Origin of the sequence: Collinsella sp. CLA-ER-H6 (genome assembly GCF_040092305.1) — a bacterium.
GTDB lineage: Bacteria > Actinomycetota > Coriobacteriia > Coriobacteriales > Coriobacteriaceae > Collinsella.
The window spans coordinates 1-22,609 of the sequence record NZ_JBBNLS010000014.1 but is presented as its reverse complement, the minus strand read 5'-3'; the positions used below and the strand labels follow the sequence as shown (position 1 = coordinate 22,609).

At 60.2% G+C, this 22,609-nt stretch carries 20 protein-coding genes and 1 pseudogene; 17 read left to right on the top strand and 4 right to left on the bottom strand.

What is annotated here, in order from left to right:
- Positions 1-12 precede the first annotated feature (12 nt).
- From AAAX77_RS07150 to AAAX77_RS07115, 8 genes are all read left to right on the top strand, one after another.
- Positions 13-1,608, top strand: a complete 1,596-nt coding sequence (locus tag AAAX77_RS07150; protein ID WP_349105534.1) for a glycoside hydrolase family 28 protein — start codon at positions 13-15, stop codon at positions 1,606-1,608.
- Between the two features lie 104 nt (positions 1,609-1,712).
- Positions 1,713-2,522: an alpha/beta hydrolase gene (locus AAAX77_RS07145; RefSeq protein WP_349105533.1), complete on the top strand. Its 810-nt coding sequence runs from the start codon at positions 1,713-1,715 to the stop codon at positions 2,520-2,522.
- Entirely contained in the window at positions 2,519-4,708 is a 2,190-nt protein-coding gene (locus AAAX77_RS07140) for a pectinesterase family protein (RefSeq protein WP_349105532.1), read from the top strand. Before AAAX77_RS07145 ends, AAAX77_RS07140 begins: the two co-directional genes overlap by 4 nt.
- Before the next feature lie 47 nt (positions 4,709-4,755).
- Complete coding sequence (locus AAAX77_RS07135; protein ID WP_349105530.1) at positions 4,756-5,424, top strand: SGNH/GDSL hydrolase family protein; 669 nt, start codon at positions 4,756-4,758, stop codon at positions 5,422-5,424.
- A gap of 107 nt (positions 5,425-5,531) precedes the next feature.
- A complete protein-coding gene (locus AAAX77_RS07130) occupies positions 5,532-6,770 on the top strand; it encodes a glycoside hydrolase family 88 protein (RefSeq protein WP_349105528.1) in 1,239 nt (412 codons plus the stop codon).
- A gap of 1 nt (position 6,771) precedes the next feature.
- Positions 6,772-7,677, top strand: a complete 906-nt coding sequence (locus AAAX77_RS07125; RefSeq protein WP_349105526.1) for a sugar phosphate isomerase/epimerase family protein — start codon at positions 6,772-6,774, stop codon at positions 7,675-7,677.
- Between the two features lie 103 nt (positions 7,678-7,780).
- Positions 7,781-8,998, top strand: a complete 1,218-nt coding sequence (locus tag AAAX77_RS07120) for an FAD-dependent oxidoreductase (RefSeq protein ID WP_349105525.1) — start codon at positions 7,781-7,783, stop codon at positions 8,996-8,998.
- Positions 8,999-9,198: 200 nt separating this feature from the next.
- Positions 9,199-11,148 (top strand): NAD(P)/FAD-dependent oxidoreductase, encoded by a 1,950-nt coding sequence (locus tag AAAX77_RS07115; protein ID WP_349105523.1) that lies wholly within the window; start codon positions 9,199-9,201, stop codon positions 11,146-11,148.
- A 118-nt stretch (positions 11,149-11,266) separates the two neighbouring features.
- Here the strand turns inward: AAAX77_RS07115 and AAAX77_RS07110 are convergent, their stop codons facing one another.
- The 3 genes from AAAX77_RS07110 to AAAX77_RS07100 form a co-directional block, all read right to left on the bottom strand.
- Positions 11,267-11,908, bottom strand: a complete 642-nt coding sequence (locus tag AAAX77_RS07110; RefSeq protein ID WP_195520940.1) for an RpiB/LacA/LacB family sugar-phosphate isomerase — start codon at positions 11,906-11,908, stop codon at positions 11,267-11,269.
- Between the two features lie 139 nt (positions 11,909-12,047).
- Complete coding sequence (locus tag AAAX77_RS07105) at positions 12,048-12,857, bottom strand: gluconate 5-dehydrogenase (RefSeq protein WP_349105521.1); 810 nt, start codon at positions 12,855-12,857, stop codon at positions 12,048-12,050.
- A gap of 160 nt (positions 12,858-13,017) precedes the next feature.
- Complete coding sequence (locus AAAX77_RS07100; protein ID WP_349105520.1) at positions 13,018-13,710, bottom strand: FadR/GntR family transcriptional regulator; 693 nt, start codon at positions 13,708-13,710, stop codon at positions 13,018-13,020.
- 233 nt (positions 13,711-13,943) lie between these two features.
- Between AAAX77_RS07100 and AAAX77_RS07095 the strand changes: the two genes are divergently transcribed.
- Both AAAX77_RS07095 and ilvD read left to right on the top strand, forming a co-directional pair.
- The gene (locus AAAX77_RS07095; protein WP_349105518.1) at positions 13,944-15,305 is read left to right on the top strand and encodes a gluconate:H+ symporter; all 1,362 of its coding nucleotides are present in this window, start codon (positions 13,944-13,946) and stop codon (positions 15,303-15,305) included.
- A gap of 108 nt (positions 15,306-15,413) precedes the next feature.
- A complete protein-coding gene (gene ilvD / locus AAAX77_RS07090; protein ID WP_198019891.1) occupies positions 15,414-17,192 on the top strand; it encodes a dihydroxy-acid dehydratase in 1,779 nt (592 codons plus the stop codon).
- Positions 17,193-17,379: 187 nt separating this feature from the next.
- On the opposite strand, the pseudogene AAAX77_RS07085 reads toward ilvD, so the two are convergent.
- Positions 17,380-17,721: pseudogene (locus AAAX77_RS07085) on the bottom strand (ArsC/Spx/MgsR family protein).
- A 520-nt stretch (positions 17,722-18,241) separates the two neighbouring features.
- On the opposite strand from AAAX77_RS07085, the gene AAAX77_RS07080 reads away from it, so the two are divergent.
- The 7 genes from AAAX77_RS07080 to AAAX77_RS07050 form a co-directional block, all read left to right on the top strand.
- Positions 18,242-19,681 carry an MDR family MFS transporter gene (locus AAAX77_RS07080; RefSeq protein ID WP_035136865.1) on the top strand — a complete coding sequence of 480 codons (1,440 nt, stop codon included), beginning with the start codon at positions 18,242-18,244 and terminating at the stop codon, positions 19,679-19,681.
- 3 nt (positions 19,682-19,684) lie between these two features.
- Complete coding sequence (locus AAAX77_RS07075; RefSeq protein ID WP_349105517.1) at positions 19,685-20,191, top strand: CBS domain-containing protein; 507 nt, start codon at positions 19,685-19,687, stop codon at positions 20,189-20,191.
- Positions 20,192-20,365: 174 nt separating this feature from the next.
- Positions 20,366-20,674 carry an MGMT family protein gene (locus AAAX77_RS07070; RefSeq protein WP_006234744.1) on the top strand — a complete coding sequence of 103 codons (309 nt, stop codon included), beginning with the start codon at positions 20,366-20,368 and terminating at the stop codon, positions 20,672-20,674.
- 505 nt (positions 20,675-21,179) lie between these two features.
- Positions 21,180-21,515: a hypothetical protein gene (locus AAAX77_RS07065; RefSeq protein ID WP_349105515.1), complete on the top strand. Its 336-nt coding sequence runs from the start codon at positions 21,180-21,182 to the stop codon at positions 21,513-21,515.
- A 5-nt stretch (positions 21,516-21,520) separates the two neighbouring features.
- Entirely contained in the window at positions 21,521-22,201 is a 681-nt protein-coding gene (locus tag AAAX77_RS07060) for a hypothetical protein (protein WP_349105513.1), read from the top strand.
- Positions 22,201-22,413, top strand: coding sequence for a hypothetical protein (locus tag AAAX77_RS07055; RefSeq protein WP_349105512.1), 213 nt, complete (start codon positions 22,201-22,203; stop codon positions 22,411-22,413). The genes AAAX77_RS07060 and AAAX77_RS07055 overlap by 1 nt, the downstream gene beginning before the upstream one ends.
- Before the next feature lie 22 nt (positions 22,414-22,435).
- Positions 22,436-22,609: transposase (locus tag AAAX77_RS07050; protein ID WP_349105567.1), on the top strand; the 174-nt coding region annotated here is incomplete at its 3' end.

Genomic DNA, 22,609 nt, shown 5'->3' with positions numbered 1-22,609 from the left:
AGGGAGAAATCCATGGAGACGAACGTTATCTGGCGCAACGCGCGCGCGGCGGTTATCGAGCTTGACGACGGCGGTTACTTTACCTGCGCCGATACGTGGGAGATCTTTGTCAACGACGAGCCCGCCGGTACCACGAATACGGTCGAGACCTATGTCGACGGCCTGACCCCCGGCAAGCGCAACCTGGTTCGTTTTGTTTGTGGCGAGCGTGAGCTGAGCGTAGGTGTCACCACGCCGGCTGAGCCCTTTACCATCAACGTTCGCGACTGTGGCGCCAAGGGCGATGCCGAGCATGATGACACCACCAACATCCAGGCTGCCATCATGGCCTGCCCCAAGGGTGGCCGCGTGCTGATCCCCGCCGGTAGTTATCGCATCAAGTCTCTCTTCCTTAAGAGCAATATCAACATCGAGCTCGCCGAGGGAGCGGTGCTGTTGGCCCGTCACGATCGCGCGGCGCTTGCCTACATTCCGGGCACGGTCACAGGCGACGAGGGCGCCGGGTATGCCGGCACCGATATGCTGCCCCTGGGCCGCTGGGAGGGCGAGAGTTTCTCGACCTACTGCTCTACCTTTACGGGTCTGAGCGTGCACGACGTGTGTATCTATGGCCGCGGCGCGATTGACGGTCAGACTGATTTTGCCGAGGACAACTGGTGGAACAAGGACTTTAAGAACATCTTCCGCCCCGAGGAGGGCCGTGAGGTCGCCCGCCCGCGCATGATCTTCCTGTCCGAGTGCCAAAACGTGAGCTTGGCTGGCTTCACCGTCCGCAACAGCCCGGCGTGGAACGTCCACCCCATCCTGTGCGAGCACATCGATGCGCTCTGCCTGTCGATCGAGGGCCCCAAGAACTCCCACAACACCGACGGCTTCGATCCCGAGAGCTGCGGTTTTGTTCGCATCCTTGGTTGTCAGTTCTCGGTGGGCGACGATTGCATCGCCATCAAGAGCGGCAAGCTGGGCATTGAGCCCGAGCTTCGCCCCGCTACGCACGACGTGCTGATCTCTCACTGCTACATGCACGATGGCCACGGCGCCGTGGTCCTGGGTTCAGAGGCTGCCGGCGGCATCAAGGACCTTACCGTGAGCAAGTGCCTCTTTGAACGCACCGACCGCGGCCTGCGCGTCAAGACCCGCCGCGGGCGCGGCAAGGACGCCGTCAACGAGGGCATTACCTTTGAGCACATTCGCATGGACGAGGTGCTCACGCCCTTCGTGGTCAACTCGTTCTACTTCTGCGACAAGGACGGCAAGACCGATTACGTGCAGTCTCGCGAGGCGCTGCCCGTCGACGACCGCACGCCCGGCTTTGGTGCCACGACGTTTTGCGATATCGAGGCCACCAACTGCCATGCTGCCGCGGCCTATATCACGGGTCTGCCCGAGAGCAAGGTGACGCGTCTGACGTTCCAAGACGTTCACGTTACCTTTGCCGACGATGCCGAGCCCTTTGTCCCGGCCATGGCCTGCGGCGTTGAGCCCATGGTACGCCAGGGCATCATCGCGCAAAACGTCAAGGTACTCGATCTGCAAAATGTGGTGATCGAGGGCCAGGACGGCGAGGAACTGCAGCTCCAGAACGTCGACAAGGTTATCCGCTCCTAACTCGGGGTGATGACCAGGGCTGCATTGTCGGATAAATCGGCAATGCAGCCCTTGTGCGATACGGCCGTGTGCGCTGCGCTACGCATCATGGTGAAAGGGAATACATGCTCAATAAAACGATTCCTGTCGGGGTCGATGGCTCGTCTGCCACGATTACGTCTTATGTTTTTGCCCCGACCGAAGATGCTTATGCTTTAAAACCGCTGCCTGCAGTTGTGGTCGTGCCAGGAGGCGGCTACGATCACATTTCGCCGCGCGAAGGCGAGCCGGTAGCGCTCCGTTTGTTGGCGATGGGCTACCAAGCGTTTGTACTGAACTATTCGGTTGCTCCGGCTGTCTATCCGCTGGCATTGCAAGAACTCGCGCGGGCGGTCGATACCGTCCGAAGCCATGCGGCAGAGTACTGTGTCGATCCTGATCGGATTACGGTCATGGGTTTTTCGGCCGGTGGGCATCTAGTTGGCTTGCTCGGGGCGCTTTGGGACCAACCCTGGCTTGCAGAGTCGATTTCGGCATCGCCTGAGTCGATTCGGCCTGACACACTTTGCTTGGGCTATCCGGTCGTAAGCTCGGGGACCTATGCTCATCGTGGTTCGTTTGAACACCTAACGGGTGCCGATGGCGCTTTGGCTCAAAAGTTGTCGATCGAGAATATGGTGGGCGATGGCTTCCCCCGTACATTCTTGTGGCATACCGCCGAGGATGCATCGGTACCAGTTCAAAATAGCCTCCTTCTTGCGCAGGCTCTTGCCGACCACGGGATTGGCTTTAGCCTACATGTCTTTCCGCATGGAAAGCATGGGGCATCGCTCGCCACGGCCCAAACGGCATTTAAGGGCTGCGCCGAGCATATTCAGCCACAGGTTCAGGGCTGGCCTGAACAGTTCGCTTCCTGGGAGCGTGATGGACGATGAGCGAAAGTATCTATACGCTGTGCGTTTCGAGGGCTGCGGCAGGAGCGTATCCAACGATTTCCGATGCCTTGGCGGCAGCCGATCAGCTCTATCCGGATGCCGAGCAACCGGTGATGATTCGCGTCGATCCGGGCGAGTATTGCGAGCGGGTCGAGATTCATCGCTCGCATGTGACGATTGAGGGAGAGACGGCCGACAGCGTGCGTATCGTGGGCAGCCTGGGTGCCAAGATGCCTTCGGAGGACGGCTCGGGCGTCGACGGCACGCTCGGCACGTTTAGGACCTATACCGTTTTGGTCGATGCCGACGACGTACGGCTCGAGAACCTCACGATCGAAAACGATGCGGGCGATGGGCGCGAGGTCGGTCAGGCGATTGCCCTGTATGCCGATGGCGACCGTCTGGTTGTCGATGCCTGCTGCATTAAGGGACACCAAGACACGCTGTTTTTGGGTCCGCTGCCGCCGCATGAGGCCAAACCGGGCGGGTTTATAGGACCCAAACAGTATGCGCCGCGCCGGGTGGGGCGCCAGTATTTTCGACGTTGCCGGATCGAGGGCGATGTCGACTTTATCTTTGGCGGCGCGCGTGCCTACTTTGAGGGGTGCGAGATTCGCTCGCTCAACCGCGATATGGACGTGAACGGCTACGTGACGGCGGCGTCGACGCCCGAAGGCGAGCCGCACGGCTTTGTGTTCCACGGCTGTTCGTTTACAGCTCCGGATGGCGTGGCGCCGGATTCGGTCTACCTGGGTCGTCCTTGGCGCGAATGGGCGCAAACTGCGCTGATCGATTGCTGGCTGGGGCGACATATCAAGCGCGAAGGCTGGTGGGATTGGAATAAGCCGGCGGCACACAACTGCGTGCAGTATGCTGGCGCGATTCTGCATGGGCCGGCGGGTGATACTACCGGCTGGGTGCCGTGGGCGAATGAACTCGATGTGATGGCTGCCGCCGGGTACGCTCGCGAGCAGGTGCTTGCCGGTGGGGATGGCTGGGATCCCGAGGGCGGCGACGGTGATGCGGTTGAGACGGTTGAACTGTCTGCCAATGGCCGCACCGTGCACATCGAGACGTACTGCGAAGACGAGCCTGCGCTGCGTGCCCGGCTGAAGCGCGAGGGACGTTCGGCTGCTTTTACGGGCAAGACTCCTGCAGATTTTGAGGCATGGAAGATTGCGACCAGGACTCGTCTGTACGATGTTTTGGGCCTTTCGCTTATGGACCGCGTCCCGATTGAGATTCGTGAGCTCAGCCGCGTGCTGGTTGCCGGCGGCATCGTGCGCACCCATGCGATGTTGCAGGTCGAGCGTGATGTTTGGATGCCGTTCTACCTGCTCGAGCCGCAGTCGCCTAAGCTCGATGCGCGCGGCCGCAAGTGTTGCTATATCTGCCCGCATGGCCATCAGGGAGCGGGTGCTGCAAGTGTAGCTGGTGTTGCGGGCGTGCCGGCTGTCGATGATGCCGTGCGTAAGTTCAATTACGACTACGGTCTGCGTTTGGCACGCATGGGTTACGTGACCGTCTGCCCTGATGCGCGCGGTTGGGGATACCGTCGTGACTGGAAGGGTCAGGGCGATGACGAGAACAGCTACCTGCGCGGTACGTGTCTGAATCAAGCACGTATGGCCGAGCCACTGGGTCTCACGGTTGCGGGCCTCAACGTCTGGGACAACATGCGCTTGATCGATTACTTGGAGGCGCGCGGCGACATTGCCATGGATGACTTGGGTTGCTTTGGTTTTTCGGGTGGCGGCTACATGACGTTGTACCTGGCCGCACTCGACCCGCGTGTGCGCAAGGCGTTTGTCTCGGGCTATCTGTACGGTGTCGGTGATTCACTGCTGCACCTCAATGGCAATTGCAGCTGCAACTACACACCCGGACTTTGGCGCTTACTCGACATGGGCGATATTGCCTCGCTCATCGCGCCGCGCCCGCTGTTGGTGCAGAGCTGCGAAGAGGATCATCTGAACGGTGCGCGCGGGCTGAAAAATGTTGACGAGCAGCTCAAGATCGTGCGCGATGCCTACAAGTTGCTGGGTCGCAGAGATGGCCTGCGGCACGAGGTGTGTCCGGGTGAACACCATCTGGGCGTGGCACATCTTGCCGAGGATATCGAATGGCTCGATTCGCACGTTGCGGAATGCGCCCCCGTGCATAGCCCCTCGGCATGCTGCGAATAAACGGTACGTTCCTGTATGACCGCCGATGGGCGGATGAGGAGAAGATTATGGAAACGAAGAGCTTGAGTGAATCGACCATTTGCTGCTTTGGCGACTCAACGACCTGGGGCGACAACGGCTGCGGTGGGGGAGGCAACGACATCTCGTGGACCTCGCATTTGGGCGCGTTGCTGGGAGGCGCGGTCATCGAGAACTTTGGCATCAAGGGTTCGCGTATCGCCATCAAGGCCGACCGCAGCGATTCGTTTGTCGAGCGCCTGGACGGCATCGGCAATGCGGCTGATATCTACATCGTCTTTGGCGGCGTCAACGACTTTAGCCGCAACGTGCCGCTTGGCGAGTTGGGCAGTACCGATGTGCACGAGTTCTATGGTGCACTCGATTACCTGATCCGCACCATCACGGCGCGTTCGCCCCAGGCAAAGCTTGTGTTTATGACGCCGTGCAAGACGAGCGGTAAGCACGAGAAGGATATCCCGGCAAGCGATGAGCTCAATCACCTGGGGTTGACGCAGGTCGCCTACGTAAAGGCGATGCTCGAGGTCTGTGACCGCTACTCCGTTCCGGTGATTGACCTGTATGCGCAAAGCGGTATCAGCCCGTTTTTGCCGGAGCACTGCGAGCTCTATATGCCGGACGGTCTGCATTACAGTCCTGCCGGCTATGAGCGCCTGGCGCATCGCATCGCCGCGGGTCTCACCGCCGTTTGCCGCTAAAAGTCTGCCGTTTGCGGGGAATATAGGGTTAACGTTCACCCTATATTCCCCGTTCGCGTTACACTAGGGGTAACGTTCACCTATCGTTTATGTCAGAGGGGACAGCAATGGGTTGCAATCAAATCCTGGACCGTTATATCGAGCAGTTGATCGAAACCTCTACGCCGCAGGCGCCGGCTTGGAATATCGAAAAGATTCGCGCCGGCAAGGAGAACACCTGGAACTATATCGACGGCTGCATGATCAAGGCGCTCATCGAGCTGTACGAGATCACGGGTGAGCAGCGCTACCTGACCTTTGCCGATGACTACATCGATTTCTTTGTCCAGGACGACGGTACCATCAAACATTACAACCCGCAGGATTACAACCTCGATAACGTCAATGCGGGCAAGACCCTCTACAAGCTGTATGACCTGGTGGGCAAGCCCAAGTACCGTGCCGCCATGGACACCATCTACCGCCAGCTCGAGACCCAGCCGCGCACCAAAGAAGGCGTGTTTTGGCACAAGGCCGTCTATCCCAACCAGATCTGGCTCGATGGCATGTATATGGCCCAGCCGTTCTACATGCAGTACGAGCTGAGCTTCCACAACCGTCGTGCCTGCTCGGACAGCTTCCATATGTTCCAGGTCGTGCATGACCTGATGCGCAACCCCCTCAACGGTCTGTACTATCACGCTTACGACGCGAGCCGCAAACAGTTCTGGTGCGACCCGGTCACCGGCCTTTCGGCTAACTTCTGGCTGCGCGCCGAGGGCTGGTTTGCCATGGCACTCATCGATACCTGGGAGCTCATGCCGCCTTCGATGTCAGCCGAGAAGGACGAGATTCGCAAGATGTTCCACGACCTGATCGACGCCATGCTGCCGTATCAGGACGAGAAGACCGGCATGTGGCATCAGGTCATCAACCTGCCCAATATCGCCCCCAACTACCTGGAGGAGTCGGGCAGCGCCATCTTTGCCAACGCCATCATGAAGGGCGTGCGTCTGGGCGTGCTGGGCGAGCGTTACTACCAGTACGGCCGTCGCGCCTTCGACGGCATCTGCGAGACCTGCCTGTCCGAGTATGACGGGCAGCTGGCGCTCGACAACATCTGCCTGGTTGCGGGCTTGGGAAACACCGCGCACCGCGAGGGCACGTTTGATTACTACATGAGCGAGCCCGTGGTCAAAAATGATGCAAAGGGTGTGGCGCCGCTGGTGCTTGCCTATATCGAGACCATGCATCACGACAAGCTGGCCGGTAAGCGCGATCCGCTCGCCCCCTCGGGCGTGTGCTCCATCGAGGACCCGTTTGGCGGATACACCCCGGGCATCAACGCTCATAAGGGATGTGAATAACGTGGGGGCTATTACTCCGGGTGTACGTTTGCACGACCTTCCGCAGGGGACCGTCGAGGAACGCATTCGCATGGCGGGAGAGCTGGGCTTTTCGTGCATTCAGCTGCCGAGCAAGGTGCTCTACGCATCGATGGGGATCGATCGAGGCGGCCTGACCAGCGAGCTTGCCGACCATTTGCGTGCCGTGCTCGATGAGGCGGGCGTTTCGGTCGCCGTGCTCGGCTGCTATAAGAATTTGGCGACGCCCGATCGCCAACAGCTCATGGATAACTTTGCCGAGTACGAGGCGTGCCTGAACTTTGCCCAGATGCTCGGCGGCTGCCCGGTGGGTACCGAGACCGGTCGCCCCAATGCACAGAACCGCGTTGCTGACGACCGCATGACCGATGAGGCGCTCAATGCGTTTGCAGACGGGCTTGCACACGTCTGCGATCGGGCCGAGGCCGTGGGTGGGCAAATTTTGATCGAGCCCGGTTGGAACGAGACGGTCAACACGCCGGATCGCTGCCGCGAGGTGCTGGAGCGCGTCTCGAGCCCGTCGCTCGGCGTGATCTATGACCCGGTATCGCTGCTGCACCCCAGTGTTGTTGACGAAGCGCAGGAAATCACAGCGCGCATGCTCTACTTATGCGGCAGTAAGATCCGCGTGCTGCATGCCAAGGATTTTGAGGTCGTCGACAACGAGGACGAAGCCGGTTGGTGCGACGGCACGGGTTCACGCCTGGTGTGCCACGGCGTGGGCGAGACGGGACGATATGACTTTGAGCCCGTGGTGGCCTGGGCGGCTGCCGCCTGCCCTGGGATTCCCTGCGTGGTCGAGAACAGCGTGCCGGCGACGGCGGCTGACTGCCTGGCGACACTCAAGCACATGTCCGCTCGCTGCGGGGCTTCGCATCGCGAGTTATAGCATTGGCTTTTGCCGTGTCGGCAGATTGAGATTACCTGTATGGGGGCGGCGGTGAAGGGTCTTTATCGTCGCCCCATTGGATTGCATTAAAAAGGGGAGTTGCGTGGCTATCCACATTGTCGAAGAGGCGAATCGTTGCCTGGGTTGTAAAAGGGCGTTCTGTCAGATTGAGGGCTGTCCAGTTCAGACGCCTATTCCGCAGGTCATCGACCTGTTCAAGCAGCGTCGTCTAGAAGAGGCGGGCGAGCTACTGTTCCAGAACAATCCCATGAGCGCGGTCTGCTCCATGGTGTGCAATCATTCGGGCCAGTGCGAGGGCGCTTGCATTCAGGGCCGTAAGGGCACACCCGTGCATTTTTCGAGCATCGAGCACTACATCTCCACAGCGTATTTAGATCGTAAGGAGTGGACGCCCGCGCCGTCGTGTGGCAAACAGGTTGCTGTGGTCGGTTCCGGTCCCGCCGGTATTACCGTGGCCATTAAGATGGCCCAGCTGGGCTGTGCCGTCACGGTATTTGAACAGCGCCCCGAGATCGGCGGTGTGCTGGAATACGGTATCCCCGAGTTCCGCCTGCCCCGTGCGCTCGTACAAAAGTACCGTCACGTGATGTGCTCGCTTGGCGTGCGCGTGCGCCCCTCGACCACCATCGGCGGCGCACTGCACATCGATGACCTGCTACGTGACGGCTACGACGCGGTCTTTGTCGGTACCGGTACCTGGCGAGCTCGAAAGTTGGGTATTCCCGGCGAGTCGCGCGGCAACGTGCTGTTTGGCATCGATTACCTGGTCGATCCCGCGAGCGTGGCAATCGGGCAGAACGTGGCGGTCATCGGTGCCGGCAATGTTGCCATGGATGTTGCCCGCACAGCCCTGCGCTCGGGCGCTCGCAAGGTCACCGTGTATGCCCGCTCGCGCCATATCTCGGCCATCGACGACGAGGTCGAGCTGACCGAGCTCGATGGTGCCGAGATTGTGTGCGGCAAGGCGATCTGTGCCATCGACGATAACGGTCCGGTCTTCGAGACGGCTATCTTCGACGAGGAGAATAACGTGGTGGGGTACGAGGAAGAGCTCGACCATGCGTCTGCCGACACAGTTGTGATTGCGGCTTCGCAGGTGCCCAAAGACAAGCTTGTGCTTACGACGGGTGGTCTGGAGACCGACCATCGCGGCCTGCTTTCGGTCGATGAATGCGGTATGACCACCGTGCCTGGCGTCTTTGCCGCCGGCGACGTGGTTAACGGCCCGCTCACCGTGGTTCATGCCGTGGCAGGCGCCAAGCTCGCCGTCGAAGGCATGACTGCCTATTTGGGTCTCTAACATATCCCATCCATTAGTTGCGGTGAAATACGGACTGTTTTGGCTGTCAAAAGCCTCGATTGCTCCGTATTCCACCGCAACTTTTTTGTGAGGATCGGGATGGAAAGTGGGGAGTGCGAGCGAGTACGAATGCGGCGGATACTGATACGATAGGTACGTCAGCAACTGCCGCCGAGCGGCTCAAATGAAAGGAACCCTGGATGGAGTCCTCCGCCTACCCGATGCTCTTTAGTCCGATCAAGGTCGGTACGACCGAGGTCAAGAACCGCGTCTTTATGCCGCCGGTGTCCACGAACCTGGCCGATCATGGTTATGTGACCGACGACTTGGTCGATCATTACTGTGCCCGTGCCAAGGGCGGCGTTGGCCTGATCATCACCGAGGTCGTGACGGTCGAGCCTACCTATACCTATTTGCCGGGTGACATGTGCTGCTACGACGACACGTTTATCCCCGGCTGGGAAAAGCTCGCCGCGGCCGTCCACAAGTATGGCTGCAAGATCATGCCGCAGCTCTTCCACCCCGCCTACATGGCCTTTAACATTCCGGGCACGCCGCGCCTGATCGCCCCGTCCTTTGTGGGCCCGTCCTATGCCCGCGAGGCGCCGCGTCCTATCACGGTCGACGAGATTCACGAGCTCACGCATCAGTTTGGCGACGCCGCTGTGCGTATGCAAAAGGCTGGCGTCGATGGCGTCGAGGTCCATGCGGCGCATGCCCACGGCATGCTTGGCGGCTTTTTGACCCCGCTCTACAACAAGCGTACCGATGAGTACGGCGGCTCGCTCGACGCCCGCATGCGCTTCTTGCTCGAGGTCATCGCCGAGATTCGCGAGCGCTGCGGCAAGGACTTTATCATCGACGTCCGCATCTCGGGCGATGAGTACACCGATGGCGGTCTGACCCTCAACGACATGATCTACGTCTCGCGTCGCCTGGAGAAGGCCGGCGTCGACATGATTCACGTGTCGGGCGGCACCACCATCAAGCGCGGCTCCGCGATTCCCGCCGCCGGTACGCAGCAGGCCTCGCACGCCGCCTGCTCGCGTGAGATTAAGAAGCACGTGAACATTCCCGTTGCCACGGTCGGCCGCATTAACGAGGCCTGGATCGCCGAGGAGCTGATCGAGGACGGCGCTGCCGACATCTGTATGATGGGCCGCGCCAATCTGTGCGATGCCGAGTTCTGCAATAAGGCCGCTGCCGGCAACGCCGACGAGATTCGTCCCTGCATCGGTTGCCTGCGCTGCCTGAACGGTATCATGTTTGGCAAGCGCATCTCCTGTACCGTCAACCCGGACGTGGAGCGCGACGAGGCCGGCTACGAGCCTGCCGCCGAGGCCAAGAACGTGCTGGTTGTGGGCGCTGGTCCTGCGGGCATGGAGGCAGCCTACATTGCCGCCAAGCGCGGCCACAACGTGGTGCTCGTGGATAAGCAGGACGAGCCGGGCGGCGAGATGCGCATCGCGGCCGTTCCGCCGGCAAAGCAGGAACTCACCCGCGTGATCAAGTATCAGTACCGTCGCTTGGCCGAGGCCGGCGTCACATGCGTCTTTGGCACCGAGCTTTCGGCCGAGGACATTCAGCGTGACTACGCGGGCTACGAGGTTGTCCTTGCTTATGGCGCCGAGCCCATCGCCCCGGCCTTCATGCAGGGCTTTAAGCAGGTTATGACGGCTGACGACCTACTGGGTGGCAAGGCTTTCCCGGGCAAGAAGATCGTCATCGTGGGCGGCGGCACCGTTGGCTGCGAGACGGCCGATTACCTGGCCCCGTTGGTCAACGACCTGTCGCCGGCCAATCGCGACGTCACCGTCATCGAGATGACCAAGACGCTTGCCGCCAACGAGGGCGGCGCCGGTCGCGCGGTGCTCATCACGCGCATGCTCTCCAAGGGCGTTCACGTGCTGACCGAGGCCAAGGTGACCGAGATTACCGAGGATGCCATCAGCTACGAGAAGGACGGCGAGGTCCACACCATCGCCGATGCCGATACGCTGGTACTTGCCATGGGCTATCGTCCCAATACCAAGTTGGCCGACGACCTTGCTGCAGCCGGCGTTACCACCCACGTGTTGGGCGATGCCAACAAGTGCGGCAACATCCGCGACGCCATCGGCGACGGCTACAAGATTGCCTGCGAGCTCTAGTTAATCCCTTGGTGCATGGGGCCTGTCCCCGCGGCGTCAGTCGGTAGATAGCAAAAAGCGGCGGTCGTCCCGTACGTGGGACGACCGCCGCTTGCGTTAGCTGCAATGAGTCGTGCGATTAGAGGCCCAGGATCTCCTTGACCTTGGTGATGATGGCCTCGTCGGTTGCGTTGGCAAAGAAGTACTCCTGGAAGTGCTCGCCGGCAAGTGCGCCCTTCACCAGGTCCTGATCGATCTCGCCCAGGACGTCGACGAGCGGACGCATGGTCACAGCGCGCACGCCGTCGAGGATCTTCTTGTTGCGCTGCTCGGGCTCAACACGCTCGGCAGGATAGCCGTTGCCCGAACCAAAGCCAAAGAGCTTCTCGAAGGTGTACTCGAGGTTGAGCTCCTGGCCCCAGCCGTTCTTAAGAGCGAAGGGCATGGCGACGGCGTTGCCATCGTTGACCTGGGCAAAGGTGTAGGCGTCGAGCGGGTCGGCAACGTGGCCGCACAGCACGCCGGGGAAGGAGTTGCAGGCGAGCATGGCGCCCTCGCCGGTGCCGCAGCCGGTCACGACGTAGTCGGCAGCGCCGGAGTTGAGCAGCACGGCGGCAAGGATGCCGTTCTGCACGTAGGTGAGGGGCTTGGAGTCGGCGTCGGCATACATACCATAGTTAAAGACAGTGTGGCCCATGGGCTCGACAACCTTCTTAAGGGCAGCCTCGATCATGGGGTTCTTGGAGTTCTGAGAGTTCTCATTGATCAGAGCGATTTTCATTGCGAATTACCTTTCTATTTCTAACTTGCGGTGAAATACGGACTGTTTTGCCTGATAGAAGCCAAAACCAATCCTTATCTCACCGCAACTCAAATGAAAAACGATTGGGGAAAACTGATGTGGGCAGTTGCGGTGACGCTTATTGAGGCTGCTTGCCGATATAGGCGAGGATGCCGCCGTCGACGTAGAGGATATGGCCGTTGACGAAGTTCGACGCGTCGGAAGCCAAGAACACGGCGGGGCCCTTCAGATCCTCGGGCGTGCCCCAGCGGGCAGCCGGCGTCTTAGCAATGATGAACTGGTCAAACGGGTGGCGGCTGCCGTCGGGCTGCGTCTCGCGCAGCGGCGCGGTCTGCGGCGTGGCGATGTAGCCGGGCCCAATGCCGTTGCACTGGATATTGGCCTCGCCAAACTCCGAGCAGATGTTCTTGGTGAGCATCTTCAGGCCGCCCTTGGCCGCGGCATAGCCGGCGATGGTCTCGCGGCCCAGCTCACTCATCATCGAGCAGATGTTGATGATCTTGCCGTGGCCCTTGGCGATCATGCCGGGCAGACAGGCCTTGGACACGATAAACGGTGCGTTGAGGTCAATATCGACGACACGACGGAAGTCCTCGGCGCTCATGTCGAGCATCGGGGTGCGCTGAATGACGCCGGCGTTGTTGACCAGGATATCGGGCGTGGTACCAAAGTCGGCCTCGATCTTGGCGATGAGCTCGGCGACGACGGCCTCGTCGGTGACGTCTGCCACGTAACCATGAGCCTCAAAGCCCAGCTCGCAGTAGTGCTTCTCGGCCTCGGCGACCTTGTCGGCGTGACGTGCGTTAAAGGCGATCTTGGCGCCGGCCTCTCCGAGCGCCTCGGCAATGGCCATGCCAATGCCATAGGTGGCGCCGGTTACCAGTGCGACCTTGCCGTCCAGACGGAAGCTGTCCATAAGATCAGACATAGCGATCCTTTCAAAAGAAACGTTCATCTATATAAGTCTTGCTTTTCATACAAGGTCAGTATAGGAGAAGAGGAGGATTTAAAAATCAGATTCTCCTAAAATCAGGTGAACGTTCACTTTTAAAAGGTAAACGGTGATCTCGCCCTTGCCGCGCGGACGTTTATTCGCTCTGTTCCTGCGTGCCCTCTGCGATCATGTTGCGGTTGTACACCAGATGCAGGTACATCGCGTCGTGCGCTGCGGTGGGATTGCGCGCGGCGATGGCGTCGGCCACGCCACGGTGGGTGCGGATGGTTTCCTCAACCAGCTTTTTGCCGGTCACGTCAATAAACAGGGGGACAGACGCCTTGAGCACGCCCATTAGGCGGGGAACGACAAGGTTGCCGGAGCTTTCGGCAATGGCATTGTGGAACGCGGTGTCGGCGGCGGAGTAATCCTCACCGGCCTCGGCCAGGCGCTCGGATTCGTCGCAGAGCTCTTTGATACAGACGACCTGGTCGTTAGTTGCGTGCTCTGCGGCCATGCTGGCCATCTGCGGCTCGATCATAAAGCGCACCTCGAGTAGGTCGCGCGCCAGACGCTGCTTGTCGTCGATAAAGGTAAAGCCCAGCGGGTCGTCGGCAACGCCGGGGTTTGACGCCACATAGGTGCCCGAACCCTGCTTAATGCGCACGATATTGCGCGACTGCAGCAGCTTCATGGCCTCGCGCACCGTGCTCCTGCCGGCGCCCAGGCGCTCGACGAGCACGGCCTCCTTGGGCAGGCGATCGCCTTGTTCAAGATGCTCATCCAGGATCAGTTGAATGATTTTCTCTGAAATCTGCTCGGGGAGTCCCGAATCGGCTCGTGCCACGCTTCACCTCATATCAAAAGAATTCATCAGAGCTATTCTAGCTCATTTACAGAAGCCGCGGTGGTTCGCTCCGACAATGGAGAGCTGTAAGTAGCCGTTTACCGTCAAAAACAGATCGTTCAGGAAATACATCAGATGTATTTTGAAAAAAGTTTCCCTTTTAAACATCAGACCTATTGAGAACACGCTATAGTCTAAGGCGAATTCAAAAGGTCTGATGAATTGGAGGAAAGATGTCAGACCCAACGTTTATGGCCGACCCCACCAGGCTGGTCATCGCCGCTATCGTGGGCATCGCGCTGCTGCTTGCGCTCATCATTAAGTTCAAGCTGCATCCTGTGCTTTCGATGATGGTCTCGGCGCTCGCGATCGGCATCGGCGCCGGTATGCCGCTCGACCTGGTGGCGGACACTGTCACCAAGGGCGTGGGAACCACGCTGCAAAACATCGCCCTGCTCATTGGCCTCGGCTCGATGTTTGGCCAGATTCTTGAGGAGAGCGGCGGCGCCAAGAAGATCGCCCAGACCTTCATCGATACCTTTGGGCAGGGTCATTCCAGCTGGGCGCTGGGCATTACCGGTCTGGTTATCGGCACTACGGTGTTCTTTGAGGCCGGCGTGGTCGTTTTGATTCCACTTGCGTTTAGTGTGGCATCGCAGACCAAAAAGTCGACGCTCTACTACGGCATCGCGCTGCTCGCGGGACTTGCCGCTGGTTATGCGTTTGTGCCGCCATCGGCCGGGTCGGTTCTGGTCGCCGGCACGCTCGGTGTCGACCTGGGCACCATGATTCTCGTCGGTATCCCTACCGCCTTCATCGCCATGGCGATCGCCGGCGTCATCTGGGGTCGCAACGTGGGCGGTCGCATCTTTACCGATGTTCCGGAGCACTTTACCTCTGCCGAGGGCGCGAGCGACGAAAAGGAGCTTCCCTCCTTTGGCATGGTGCTTGCCATCGTGCTCACGCCGCTTTGTTTGATTTTGCTGGGCACGCTGTCCTCTTATATCCCCATGCCCGCCGAGCTCGCCTCGATTCTCGCCTTCCTGGGCAAGCCGTTCGTCGCTTTGACGCTCGCCACGCTCGTCGCGATGTATCTGCTGGGCGCGCGCCGCGGCTACTCCGGCGCCGAGCTCAAGGCCTTGCTCGACCGCTCTCTTAAGCCCGTCGGCATGATCTTGCTGGTTATCGCTTGCGGCGGCGTCATTCGCTGGATGCTGCAGGACTGCGGCTTGGGCCAGGTTATTGACCCTATGCTCGAGGCCTCACCGCTGCCTTTGGTGGTCGTTGCCTTTTTGATTGCCGTCATGGTGCGTGCCTCTGTCGGCAGCTCCATCGTCGCTATGACCATGGCATCGGGCATTATGGCCGCCATGCCCGCGGTTTCCGGAGCCTCAGTGCTCATGCGTGCCGCTATCTGTCTTGCTATCTGCGGCGGTGCCACGGCCCTCTCGCACGTCAACGATGCCGGTTTTTGGATGTGCTCCTCGTTCCTGGAGATTGACGAGAAGACCACCCTCAAGTCCTGGACCATTATGGAGACGCTCATCGGCCTTTCGGGTCTTGCCTGCGCCCTGGTGATTTCGTTCTTCGCCTAGTTCGCGTAGCTAAGCATCTTTTGCCGAGTGCATCGCTCGGTACCCATTTACACCTGATTCATTAACCAACGATTGGTACAACCGTTCAAATCAAAAGAGGAGAGCATCATGGACGAGAAGACCAAGGCACAGATTCAGCAGGAGGCAGCCGACCTGGTTGCCAAGCTGCAGCCGCGTTCCGGCAAGTTTCGCACCATCAGCCCCGAGATGGACCCGCTGCGTCTGGGCTCTGGCTGGTCCATCGAGGATCTGGACAAGCCGCAGGTCATTATCGAGTCGACGTTCGGCGACTCGCACCCGGGTTCTGCCGGCCTGTTCGAGCTGGTCGAGGAGGTCCGTGCTGGCGTTGCCGAGGCTGGCGGTCACGGTGCCCGTTACTTCTGCACCGATATCTGCGACGGCGAGGCCCAGGGCCACGACGGCATTAACTACTCGCTGCCCAGCCGCGACATGATCGCCAACATGATCGAGATCCATGCCAAGGCCACCCCGTTCGACGCCGGCGTCTTTGTCGCCAGCTGCGATAAGGGCCTGCCTGCGAACCTTATGGCCATGGGCCGCATCAACATCCCCTCCATCGTCGTTACCGGCGGTGTCATGGATGCAGGCCCCGACCTGTTGACCCTGGAGCAGCTCGGTGCGATTTCTGCCCGCTACGAGCGCGGCGAGATCTCTCGCGAGGAACTTGAGTTTGCCAAGCACAACGCATGCCCCAGCTGCGGCGCCTGCTCCTTTATGGGCACCGCGTCGACCATGCAGGTTACCGCCGAGGCCCTGGGCCTTATGCTCCCCGGCACGGCCCTGCTGCCCGCAACCAGCTCCGATCTGCGTGAGTTTGCGCGCGAGGCCGGCCGTCAGTCCGTGTGGCTCTCCGAACACAACCTGTGCCCGCGCGACATCGTGACCAAGGAGTCCTTCGAGAACCTCATCATGGTCCACGGCGCCATTTCCGGCTCCACCAACTCGCTGCTGCATATCCCTGCGATCGCCCGCGAGTTTGGCATCGAGATGTCCGCCGACGACTTCGACCGTCTGCACCGTGGTGCCCACTACCTGCTCAACGTTCGTCCCGCAGGTGAGTGGCCGGCGCAGTTCTTCTACTATGCGGGTGGCGTGCCGCGCATCATGGAGGAGATCAAGTCGATGCTCCACCTCGACGTCATGACCGTCACCGGCAAGACTCTCGGCGAAAACCTCGAGGACCTTAAGAACAACGGCTACTACGAGAAGTGCGGCCGCTACTTGGAGAAATGGAACCTCAAGCGCGAGGACATCATTCGCCCGTTTGACCAGGCTTTTGGTACCGACGGCTCCATCGCCATCCTCCACGGCAACCTTGCCCCCGAGGGCGCCGTCGTCAAGCACACGGTTGTTCCGCGCGAGATGTTCCAGGCCACGCTTAAGGCCCGTCCGTTCGATTGCGAGGAGGACGCCATCCACGCCGTCCTGACGCACGAGGTCAAGCCCGGCGATGCCGTTATCATTCGCTATGAGGGCCCCAAGGGTTCCGGTATGCCCGAGATGTTCTACACCACCGAGGCTATCGCCAGCGATCCCGAGCTGGGTGCGAGCATTGCCCTTATCACCGATGGCCGCTTCTCCGGCGCCTCCAAGGGCCCGGCTATCGGTCACGTTTCGCCCGAGGCTGCCGTGGGCGGCCCGATTGCCCTGATCGAGGAGGGCGACCTTATCCAGATCAACATCCCCGAGCGCTCGCTGTCTATTGTGGGCATCGCCGGCAAGGAGATGGAGCCGGCCGAGATCGATGCCGTCCTGGCCGAGCGCCGAGCCGCTTGGAAGCCCAAGGCTAATCGCTATACCTCCGGCACGCTCAAGTTCTTTACCGAGCATGCAGTTTCCGCCATTCAGGGTGGCTACATGGAGTAGCGCCCATGCGCATCAAATATCTCCTCTCATAGATGCGCGGCACAAAGAGCCCCGAGCCACGTCACCGGGGCGCGTTGTTCAGCGCCGCCGGGGCGCTCCACTCAAACGACAAGAGACGTCTTACGCAAGCGCCCGCGTCCGTGGATAAAACCACGGGCGTGGGCGCTTCACTTTATTCCCAGCCGCTTTATTCCCAGCCCTTCCACACGTCAGGCTCGTAGCCAACGGTTGCCTGGCGGCCGTTGCGAACGATGGGCTCACGAAGAATCTGCTGGTTATCGAGCACCTTTTCGAACTTCTGGTCGGCAGCAAGATGCTGTACGAGCGCAACCGTGTCGGCATCTTTCGCCTTTGGATCGATCACAGCGTCGATCCCGCCGACGGCGCGCGCCACGCTTTCGAGCTCGCCTTTGCTCATCCCCTTTTCCTTCTAGTCGATGAACTGGAACTTCACACGACGTTCCTTGAAATAGCGCTGCGCCTTCTTAGTATCGAAGCTTTTCTTCGTGCCGAATATCTGGATGTTCATACGTACCGCCTTCGCTCAATTCTCGTCCGTCCATGATACGACAAGGGAGCCGAGCAAAAACAGAGCAGGCGGAGATGGAGGAGGACGGCGACCGACCGTCGGCAAGAGTCGGCCGGATCGGACTGGCGCCCAGCGCGCGCCGGCGACACGCTCGCAGCTGCACACATAGCCGATGTACAAGCTCGCCGCGGCGTTCCCTCGCCCCGCGGTGTGGCGATAGAGAAGCACGCCACCCGTCAACGATGGCGCCTCGGTGAAGAAAATCAACGTCTGGGTTACATCCCTTGAAAGGGGCGAAGACGGCTGCTAGAATACCTCCCCGCTATGAAGGATTTGACCAAAGCATACATCGCAATTCGGCGGCCCCTGGTATACGGGGCCTCTCCTGTTGTTCCCCAAGTGCGCTCTGAGCAGCCGCTTTCTTCCTGTCGTATCTGATGCACGCATAGCACGTGCATGTTATTTCGCCCGTGGGCCGGCGCGCCTTCGGCGAAGAATCGAATAGATACGAAGGAAGCTTATGTCTGATAATTGTACGGTCGCGCCCGCCAATGGGCGCATTACCGGTACCCAGATCCGCATCGTCGCGGTCGTCGTCCTGGGTGCCTTCTTGGCGCTACTGAACCAAACGGTGATGTCGCCTGCGCTGCCGGTCATCATGTCCGATTTCGCCATCGATGCCTCGACTGCCCAGTGGATCATGTCCATATACCCGCTGGTGAGCGGCATCATGGTCCCCGTTTCGGCGTTCCTTATCGACAAGTTCAGCACCCGCGCGCTATTCTTCGGGGCGACGCTGGTGTTCGCGCTGGGCACGCTGCTGTGCGCCGCAGCCCCTGATTTCCTGTTCCTCATCATCGGTCGCGTGTTACAAGCGGCGGGCTCAGGCGTGCTCATGCCGCTTGTCTCGGTGGTTCCCATGCTGGTGTTCCCCGTCGAGAAACGAGGAACGGCTATGGGCATGGCGGGCATCGTCATGTCGGCGGGTCCCGCGGTCGGCCCCGTCGTAGGCGGTGCGGTGATCGACACGTACGGCTGGCGCACCATGATCGGCGCCATCGTCCCCCTCGCAATTCTCGTGCTGGTGCTGGGCGTGTTCATGCTGAAAAACGTGGGCGAGCTGAAGAACCCCAAGCTCGACCTGCCCTCGGTCGTCCTCTCCACCATCGCCTTCGGCGGACTTCTCTACGGGTTCTCGAGCGCCTCGTCGATGGGTTGGGGCAACCCCGTGGTGCTCGGCTCGATCGTCGCGGGTGTCGTGTGCTTGGTGCTGTTCGTCGTACGCCAGGGCAAAATCGAGGACCCGCTGCTTCAACTGGGCACGCTCAAGACGCGCGAGTTCCGCGTGGCCGCCATCATCGTCACGCTCATCAACGCCGCATGCCTGGTCACCAACACGCTGTTGCCGTTGCTGCTGCAAACCTCGCTTGGCGCTTCGGCCTTCGAAACCGGCATGGCCATGCTTCCCGCCGCGGCGGTGGGCATCATCATCAGCCCTATCTCCGGCGTGGTGTTCGACAAGTTCGGTCCGCGTGCCATCTCGATCGTCGGCCTGGCCCTCATGACCGGCGCCCTGTTCCTGCTCTCGCTTTCGACGGTAAACACGCCCATCTTGGTGGTTGCGCTGTTCTGCATGCTGCAGTCCGCCGGCCAGTCGCTCGCGAACATGCCGGTGAACACATGGGGTGTCAATGCCTTGAAAAATGACATGATCGCCCACGGCAACGCCATCGCGAACACCGGCCGCCAGGTCGCCGGCGGTTTGTGCACGGCGCTCATCATCACGGTCATGACAAGCGTCACCGCGTCGGCCGGCGTCGATGCGAGCATCCAAGTAGCCACCGCCGTGGGCGCGGGCGTCGCTTACAAGGTGTGCGCGGCAATCGGCCTCGTTTCCCTTATCTGCGCCATATTCAGCGTGCGCACCAAGAAAACCGCACCGAAAACGAAGGAGGCATAAGCGATGTCCGAGATTCTGTCCGAGCGCATCCCGCTCGAGCTCGAGGGGACGCCCGTTTCGAGCATCATGATTGAAGAGCCGTTCACCTGCACGCAGGATTGCACGATTTCCGACGTGGTGCGCATGCTCGCCGAAAACGAGGTGAGCAGCATGCCCGTAATCGATGAGCGCAACCAGGTGGTCGGGTTCATCTCCGACGGCGATGTCATGGGAGCCATCGCGCAGCATCGCGCTCACACCATCTTCACGGGCGGCGACGCGTCCATGCTGTACTTCGACGATCAGAGCCTTGAGCAGCGCATCGAAGACCTGAAGGATCGCTGCGTCATGGATTTCGCGACGCGCAAGGTAGTGTGTGCCCGTCCCGAGCAGAGCATCGCCCGCGTCGCCGCGCTGCTGGCGAAGAAGAAGTTCAAGAAGCTTCCTGTGGTTGATGACGAGGGCAAACTCGTGGGGGTCATCCGCCGCTCCGCCATCACCAAATACATCTTCGGCATCCTTTTCCAATAGGGGCAGGTCGCACTTGAGGCGAACATCTCGAGGCATCGAGCCAGCAACTGGACCAGACAACCTTGACACGCACGCGCTTTCCCTCGATGCTTCGGTAAGGGGAGCTGCGAAAATCGCAGCACGGGTGATCGGCGCCGCGCCCCCGAAGGCAAAAGCGAACACGGGGGCGATACGATGGGAAAAGTCCTGGACGAAGATTTGGTTTATGAGATTCTCTCCGTCGTGGCAGAGATTCCGGCGGGATGCGTCGCCTCGTACGGTCAGATAGCGCGCCTCATCGGCAGGGAGAAAAACTCTCGCCTGGTCGGAGCGGTGCTGAGCGAGGCGGATCGCTACGGCGATTATCCCTGCCACCGCGTCGTCAACCACGCGGGACGCCTCGCGCCAAACTTCCCCGACCAGCGAGCACTACTGACGGAGGAAGGGGTCGCCTTCCGAGACAACGGCTGCGTCGACATGAAAAAGCACCAGTGGAACGAGTAGCCAGGCAGCGTAGCGTCGAAAGGAGCGACGCCACGGGGAACGACCTGCGCCCCGCCGCCGGACAACCTATGGCAAAGTGACACGTCCCACAAAGAGCGGCGCACCAGTACGAGACACGACCGCGACGTAAAAAGACCCTATGATACTCGTAAGCATCTATCTGATTGCCCGCCTCGAGGTACCCAAAGAACGAGAGATGCCGAAACCCCTAGACAAAGAAAAAGGTCGGGAGCTTTTATGCTTCCGACCTGAAGTTTCATGGTCGCGGGGGGCGGATTTGAACCACCGACCTTCGGGTTATGAGGTCGCTACGACGTTGTTTCATTCAGACATTTCGACCCAAATTCGACCCACAACGAGCTTGAAAGCGGTCAGGCGGAGCATTACCCTTGGGGTGTGACCCCACGCAGGGCCCACCACCAAGGGTAATGCCCACCCGCCCCAGCCCTTTGCGCCATTCCGCGCAACCGAGCGCGATTCTCAGGCACTTCAGGCAAGGAACACGATGAACGACCGACCTCTCGTCATAGGCAAAGGGACGAAGCAACGCCGCGACAAATACACGTGGCGCTACCGTCACAGCCTCGGCAAGGATCCGGTCACGGGCAAATACCGCTATTCGCCGTGGCAGACCATACATACCACCAAAAGCCGAGAGGTCGACGCCGCACTCGAAGCCTACAAGGCAGAACTCAACAGCGGCACCTACGTCCAAAAATCGAGGGGCACCGTCGGCTCGTACGCAAAAAAGTTCCACGACAACCGCGAAGGAACCATCACGCCGCTCGCCTACTCGACATCCTACTCAATCGAGAACCGGACGCGCACATCACATGCGTGATGCTCATGCTCGACACCGACATGAGAAGGGCGGAAGCCCTCGGGATGACGTGGTCCGATGTCTCCGTCGAGAACAGAAGCATCCTCATTGAGCAGCAGTTCGCGGCCGATCGAAGCGTTCGCTCGCCCAAAAGCAAGAAAAGCGTGCGGAGGATCTCGATAAGCGAGACGCTGACGTCGTATCTCGAATTCTGGAAAAAGGAGCAGGCCCGCGAAATGGAAGCCTTCGGCCTGGAACAAGTCAAAGGCACTCCGCTCGTCCACTCATTCGAACGAACGAAAGACAGGCATCCCCAAGTCAACTTCATGGACCTGAATGGGTTTTCGCGCTGGTTCAGAAACTTCAGCGTCGAGAACGGGTTCGGCAAGTTCGAAGGCGTTCGAACATACCATTATGTGAAGGAAACTGTCGACGGGGAAACGATTTCGAAGCGTTATGAGCGTAAAGAGTGGCTCGAATTGAGGGATTACCTCAGGAAGCATCCCAAGGTTCGCGAGGCGAGGCATATCAGCACATATGAGAGCGAGCACCTTCCTTACGGATATTCGGGCCTATCGAGCCACACCGCTACTGCCGCTACTGCCCGCCAGCTTCCGAACCAGCGGGCGGTAGCAGCACCCCGAACATCTCGCCGACAGCGCAGAGAGTCGTCGACCTGGCGGCCAAGGCCGACATCGAGGACGTGATGCTGTGCGACCTGCCCGGCGTCCTGTCCTTCCTAGGGCTGCCACCTGAGACGGAGATGCCGCCGGGCAACAAGGGGAAGACGAAGCTCAAGAAGCTCTACAGGAAGGTGGCGCCGAACAAGGCATACCACTCCGGCGAGCGCGCCAAGGATTTGATCTCGCACCTCGACATGGCAGAGATCTGGAGTGGGTATGATGAATTGGACACCTAGTTAAGAGCGAAAGGTGTTCAAGATGACCCAAAGAAGAAAGCGATACGACAGGCAGTTCAAGGTCTCGGCGGCAAAGGTGGTCCTGTCCGGGGAAATGACGGTCAAAGGCCTATCGGAGGAACTCGGCATAAAGGATTCGACGCTGAGAAGGTGGGCCCGCGAATACGAGGAGATGGGAGACGGCGCGTTCCCCGGA